Source organism: Inquilinus sp. (assembly GCF_039594555.1).
Taxonomy (GTDB): Bacteria; Pseudomonadota; Alphaproteobacteria; order DSM-16000; family Inquilinaceae; genus Inquilinus.
Genome location: NZ_JBCNNF010000463.1, coordinates 1 through 5,192, shown reverse-complemented (window position 1 = coordinate 5,192; position 5,192 = coordinate 1). Strand labels below are relative to the sequence as shown.

Annotated in this window: 5 protein-coding genes; 4 read left to right on the top strand and 1 reads right to left on the bottom strand. The window is 69.4% G+C overall.

Going from position 1 to position 5,192, the window contains the following annotated elements; genetic code table 11:
* A partial coding sequence (locus ABDW35_RS31720) for an alcohol dehydrogenase catalytic domain-containing protein (RefSeq protein WP_343717839.1) occupies positions 1-733 on the bottom strand: 733 nt, incomplete at its 3' end.
* A gap of 186 nt (positions 734-919) precedes the next feature.
* On the opposite strand from ABDW35_RS31720, the gene ABDW35_RS31715 reads away from it, so the two are divergent.
* The 4 genes from ABDW35_RS31715 (at position 920) to ehuC (ending at position 5,012) form a co-directional block, all read left to right on the top strand.
* Positions 920-2,314, top strand: coding sequence for a PLP-dependent aminotransferase family protein (locus tag ABDW35_RS31715; RefSeq protein ID WP_343717838.1), 1,395 nt, complete (start codon positions 920-922; stop codon positions 2,312-2,314).
* A gap of 134 nt (positions 2,315-2,448) precedes the next feature.
* On the top strand, positions 2,449-3,252 hold the full coding sequence (gene ehuA, locus ABDW35_RS31710; protein WP_343717837.1) for an ectoine/hydroxyectoine ABC transporter ATP-binding protein EhuA: 804 nt from the start codon (positions 2,449-2,451) through the stop codon (positions 3,250-3,252).
* A 43-nt stretch (positions 3,253-3,295) separates the two neighbouring features.
* Positions 3,296-4,138, top strand: a complete 843-nt coding sequence (gene ehuB, locus ABDW35_RS31705; RefSeq protein ID WP_343717836.1) for an ectoine/hydroxyectoine ABC transporter substrate-binding protein EhuB — start codon at positions 3,296-3,298, stop codon at positions 4,136-4,138.
* A gap of 214 nt (positions 4,139-4,352) precedes the next feature.
* Positions 4,353-5,012 (top strand): ectoine/hydroxyectoine ABC transporter permease subunit EhuC, encoded by a 660-nt coding sequence (gene ehuC / locus ABDW35_RS31700; protein WP_343717835.1) that lies wholly within the window; start codon positions 4,353-4,355, stop codon positions 5,010-5,012.
* Positions 5,013-5,192 lie beyond the last annotated feature (180 nt).

Genomic DNA, 5,192 nt, shown 5'->3' with positions numbered 1-5,192 from the left:
CCACCGCCGAGACCAGATCGCCGGCATCGCGGGTGACCACCGCCTCGGCGCCCGCCGCCAGCACCGCCTCCTCCTTGCCGCGCCCGACCACGGCATAGGGGATGGCGCCGCGGGCGCGGCACAGCTGGATGATGCCGGATCCGACGCCGCCCGAGGCACCGGTGACCAGCACCCGCTCGCCCGCCGCCACCCGGGCGCGGTCCAGCATGTGCTCGCCGGTCAGGTAGGCGCAGCAGAAGGTGGCCAGCTCGACATCGCTCATCGGCGTGTCGACGCGATGGGCATGGTCGGCCGGCACCGTCATGTACTCGGCATAGCCGCCGTCGCGGCCATGGCCGATGTAGTCGATGTCGGCCAGGCTGTCGTCGTCGCGGTTGTAGATGCTGAAATCGACCATCACTCGCTCGCCGATCCGCGCCGCCGGCACGTCGGCGCCGACTGCGGCGATGCGGCCGACCGTGTCGGTCCCCTGGATGCGCGGGAAGGTCAGCGTCGACCGGTCGCCGCGGCCGCGCCAGCTCGACACCGCCTGCGGGTCCGCCTCGGTGCCGTAGGCGCCCTCGCGGACCCAGACATCGGTGTTGTTCATGCCGCAGGCGGCGACCTCGACCAGCACCTCGCCGGCGGCTGGCCGCGGCACCGGCACGTCGTCGCGATAGACCAGCGCCTCCGGGTCGCCATGGCGGGTCAGGACGACGGCGCGCATGGTCGCGGGAAGGGTGGTGACGGTCATGGCGGCCTCCATCGGGAACAGGACCGCCAGCGTAGGGGGCGGGGGAGGAGAGGGAGGCTGTTTCGGCGAGCGCCGATGGACCAAATCTCCCCGGGGCCGGGTCAATGGAGAGACTTTCTCCCCACCGCCCGGGTCGGAACGGGATTCCGGTTGTCAATTGAACTGATCCTGGATCATTGTCGAATCATGACAATCTGGCAGCCCGATCCCGCCACCCTCCGCCGCCCCGCCTACCTCTCCCTGGCCGACCAGATCGCGCGGGCGATCGCCGACGGGCGGCTGCAGCCGGGGGAACGGCTGGCGGCCCACCGGCACATGGCCGAGACGCTGGACCTGTCGGTGCAGACCGTCAGCCGCGCCTATGAGGAGCTGATCCGCCGCGGCCTGATCTCCGGCGAGACCGGGCGCGGCACCTTCATCCGTCCGCCGCAGCGCGAGCCCGCGCCGCCCTATATTCCGGAGCGGCTGAGCGAGGTGATCGACCTCTCGATCCTGAAGCCCGTGGTGTGCGAGACCCGGCATATCGAGGCGATGAAGGCGGCGCTGCACGAGCTGGCCGACACGCTGCCGCATTCCGCCGTGCTGTCCTTCCGCCCGAACATGCTGTTCGCCCGCCATCGCCGGGTGGCCCAGGCCTGGCTGCGCGATCATTGCGGGGTCGAGGCGACGCCCGGCACGATCCACCTGACCAACGGCGCCACCTCCGGCATGACCATCGCCCTGATGGCCGCGGCCCCACCTGGATCGACCGTGGTGACCGAGGCGGTCGGCCACCACACGCTGGTGCCGCTGGCCGCCTATCTCGGCCTGCGCCTGCGCGGCGTCGCGATCGACGGCGAGGGCGTGATCCCCGAGGCGCTGGACGAGGCCTGCCGCGAGGGCGATGTTCGCGCCCTGTTCGTCATGCCGAACCCGATCAACGCCACCGCCAGCCTGATGGGCGCGGCGCGGCGGGAGGCGATCGTCGAGGTGGCGCGCCGCCGCGGGCTGCAGATCATCGAGAACGACGTTCTGGCGCCGCTGCTGACCGACCGCCTGCCGCCCCTGGCCGCCCTAGCGCCGGAGCGCACGCTACACGTCTCCACCTTCACCAAATGCGTGATGCCGGGGCTGCGCGCCGGCTATCTGGTGGTGCCGGACCGGCTGGGGCCCGGCGTCGCTAATCGCAGCCTGGTCACCAGCTGGATGGCGACCGGGCTGGTGGCCGAGCTGGCCGCCCGCTGGGTCGAGAACGGCACGGCGGCGGAGCTGGTGCGGTGGCAGAACCAGGCGATCCGCGGCCGCCAGGCGATCGCGGCCGAGCTGCTGGCCGGCATCCCGCACAAGGCCCATCCGGAGGGGCTGCATGTCTGGCTGCCGCTGGGCGAGGGGCGGTCGGAGGAGGAGTTCGTGTCCCATGCCCGGCTGCAGGGCGTGGCGATCGCGCCCGGGGCCTCCTTTGCTATCGAGGGCGGCATGGACCGGCAGCCGGCGGTGCGCATCTCAGTCGGGTCGACCACGCCGGAGCAGCTGCGCGACGGGCTGAAGATCGTCGTCAACCTGCTGCAGGGCGAGCCGGAGCCGGTGCTGCTGGCGATGTAGAAACAGGCATGCCTCTGCCTAAGGAATCATCACGCGAGGCGAAATTGTACTGATTTGTTTTTCCATTTGACATGATTTTGTCTCCCTCCCATCGTTGGCGGCAACACAGGCCGTCGCGACACAGGGAGAGCGACTTGCCCGACTCCGTCGTCACCATCGATCCGTGCATCAGCGTCGAAGGCGTGACCAAGCGCTTCGGACCGCTGACCGTGCTGGACGACCTGACCTTCACCGTGAAGCCGGGCGAGAAGCTGGCCCTGATCGGGCCGTCCGGCTCCGGCAAAACCACCATCCTGCGCATCCTGATGACGCTGGAGCAGATCAACGGCGGCCATATCCGGATTGAGGGCGAGCAGCTGTTCCACATGCCGCGGAACGGCGGGCTGGTGCCGGCCGACGAGCGCCACCTGCACAGGATGCGCGCCAAGATCGGCATGGTGTTCCAGCTGTTCAACCTCTTCCCGCACAAATGCGTGCTGGATAACGTCACCCTGGCCCCGATCCTGACCGCCGGCGTCGACCGCAAGACCGCCGAGGCCCGGGCGATGGAGCTCTTGGAACTGGTCGGCATGGCCGGCAAGGCCAAGGCGATGCCAGCGCAGCTGTCCGGCGGCCAGAAGCAGCGCGTGGCCATCGCCCGCGCTTTGGCACTGAAGCCGAAGATCATGCTGTTCGACGAGGTCACCTCGGCCCTCGACCCCGAGCTGGTGGAGGAGGTGCTGAACGTCATGCGCCGCCTGGCCGCCGAGACCGACATGACCATGTTGCTGGTCACCCACGAGATGAGCTTCGCCCACGACTTCGCCGACCGGGTCCTGTTCTTCGATCGCGGCCGGATCGTCGAGGAGGGGCGGCCGGACGAGATCTTCCGGCACCCGCGCGAGGAGCGGACCCAGACCTTCCTCAAGAAGATCATCGCCGCCGGCCACAGGGTCTGACCCGGGCCGCCGTACCGCAAACGAGAAAACAGGAGAGGCAGAGATGAACAAGGGATTTCGCGCGCGTCTGGTCCTGGCCGCCGTATCGGCCGTGGCTCTGGCACAGCCGGCCGCGGCCGACACGCTGGACAATCTGAAGGAGCAGGGCTTCGCCCGCATCGCCATCGCCAATGAGCCGCCCTTCACTGCGGTGGCGGCGGACGGCAAGGTCTCCGGCGCCGGGCCGGACGTGGCGCGCGAGGTGTTCAAGCGCATGGGCGTGCCCGACGTGGTCGCCTCGATCTCGGAATACGGCGCCATGATCCCCGGGCTGCAGGCGCGCCGCTTCGACGCCGTCACCGCCGGCCTGTTCATGAAGCCGGAGCGCTGCCGCGCCGTGGCCTATTCCCAGCCGATCCTGTGCGACGGCGAGGCCTTCGCGGTGAAGAAGGGCAACCCGTCGAACTTCCAGAGCTATGCCGACATTGCCGCCAACGCCGTCGCCAAGATCGGCGCGCCGGGCGGCGGCACCGAGGAGCGGCTGGCGCTGGAGGCCGGGGTTCCGCGCGAGCGGGTGATCGTGGTGCCGGACGGGCAGAGCGGCATCAAGATGCTGCAGGACGGCCGCATCGACGTCTATTCGCTGCCGATCCTGTCGATCCAGGACCTGCTGAAGAAGGCCCGCGACCCGAATATCGAGATGGTCGGGCCGGTGAAGAACGCGCCGGTCTATTGCGACGGCGCCGCCTTCCGCAAACAGGACACAGCGCTGCGCGACGCCTTCGACAAGGAGCTGGCGGCGCTGAAGCAGTCCGGCGAGTTCGCCAAGATCGTCGAGCCCTACGGCTTCTCGGCCAAGGCCGCGATCGAAGCCAACCGCGACCAGCTCTGCGGCAGCGCGAACTGACGGTGCGGGGAGACGGGCCGGTGCCAACCCCCTCACCCGAAATCGCTGTCGCGATTTCGACCTCTCCCCGGGGGAGAGGTGATGCATGCTCTCGCCGCGAGAAGGGTGCCTTCCCTCTCCTTGGGGAGAGGGAGGGACCCGCCGCTTGCGGCGGGAGGGTGAGGGGGCGGCTCCGGCCTCGCCATAGGGACACGATGCCCCTGCGAGCCGCCGCATGAGCCAGTGGGAAGGCTATCTCGGGCTGATCCTCGACGGCGCCTGGGTGACGATCGAGCTGACCGTGCTGGGCTGCGCCCTGGCGCTGGTCATGGCCTTCCTGGCCGGGCTGGGGCGAATCTCGTCCAATTTCGCCATCCGCACCATCGCCACGACCTATGTCGAGTTCTTCCGCGGCACGTCGATCTTCGTGCAGCTGTTCTGGATCTATTTCGTGCTGCCGTTGGCCGGGTTCGAGCTGAGCCCGTTGCTGGCCGGGGTGCTGGCCCTCGGCCTCAATGTCGGGGCCTATGGGGCCGAGGTGGTGCGCGGCGCCGTGCAGTCGATCGGGCGCGAGCAGCGCGAGGCCTGCGTCGCGCTGAACCTGACCCGGCGCCAGAGCCTGTGGCATGTCATCCTGCCCCAGGCCTTCGTGCTGATGCTGCCGACCTTCGGCAACAACGCCATCGAGCTGTTAAAGGCCACCGCCGTGGTGTCGCTGATCTCGCTGACCGACCTGACCTTCCAGGCCCAGATCGTGCGGGCCCAGACCGGCAGCACCGCCTTCCCTTTCCTCACCATCCTGGTGATCTATTTCGCGCTGGCGATGCTGATCTCGGCCGGGGTGCGGGCGCTGGAGCGCCGCCTGGCCCGAGGCCTCGACGGCGTGCGGAGCTGAGCCATGGATTGGGACTGGGCCTTCGTCGCCGAGATTCTCCCGACCCTGATCGAGGGCGTGAAGATCACCATCCTGGCCACCATCCTGGGCTACGCCCTGGCGGTGGTGCTGGGCCTCGGCCTCGCCTTGCTGCGCCGGACCCGCCGCCGCTGGCTGGCCCGGATCACCGGCTTCGTGATC

What these genes read in the sequence shown, in the direction of transcription:
- ABDW35_RS31715 (WP_343717838.1), top strand. Translation starts at nt 920, where the DNA reads ATGACAATCTGGCAGCCCGATCCCGCCACCCTCCGCCGCCCCGCCTAC.
- ehuB (WP_343717836.1), top strand. Translation starts at nt 3,296, where the DNA reads ATGAACAAGGGATTTCGCGCGCGTCTGGTCCTGGCCGCCGTATCGGCC.
- ehuC (WP_343717835.1), top strand. Translation starts at nt 4,353, where the DNA reads ATGAGCCAGTGGGAAGGCTATCTCGGGCTGATCCTCGACGGCGCCTGG.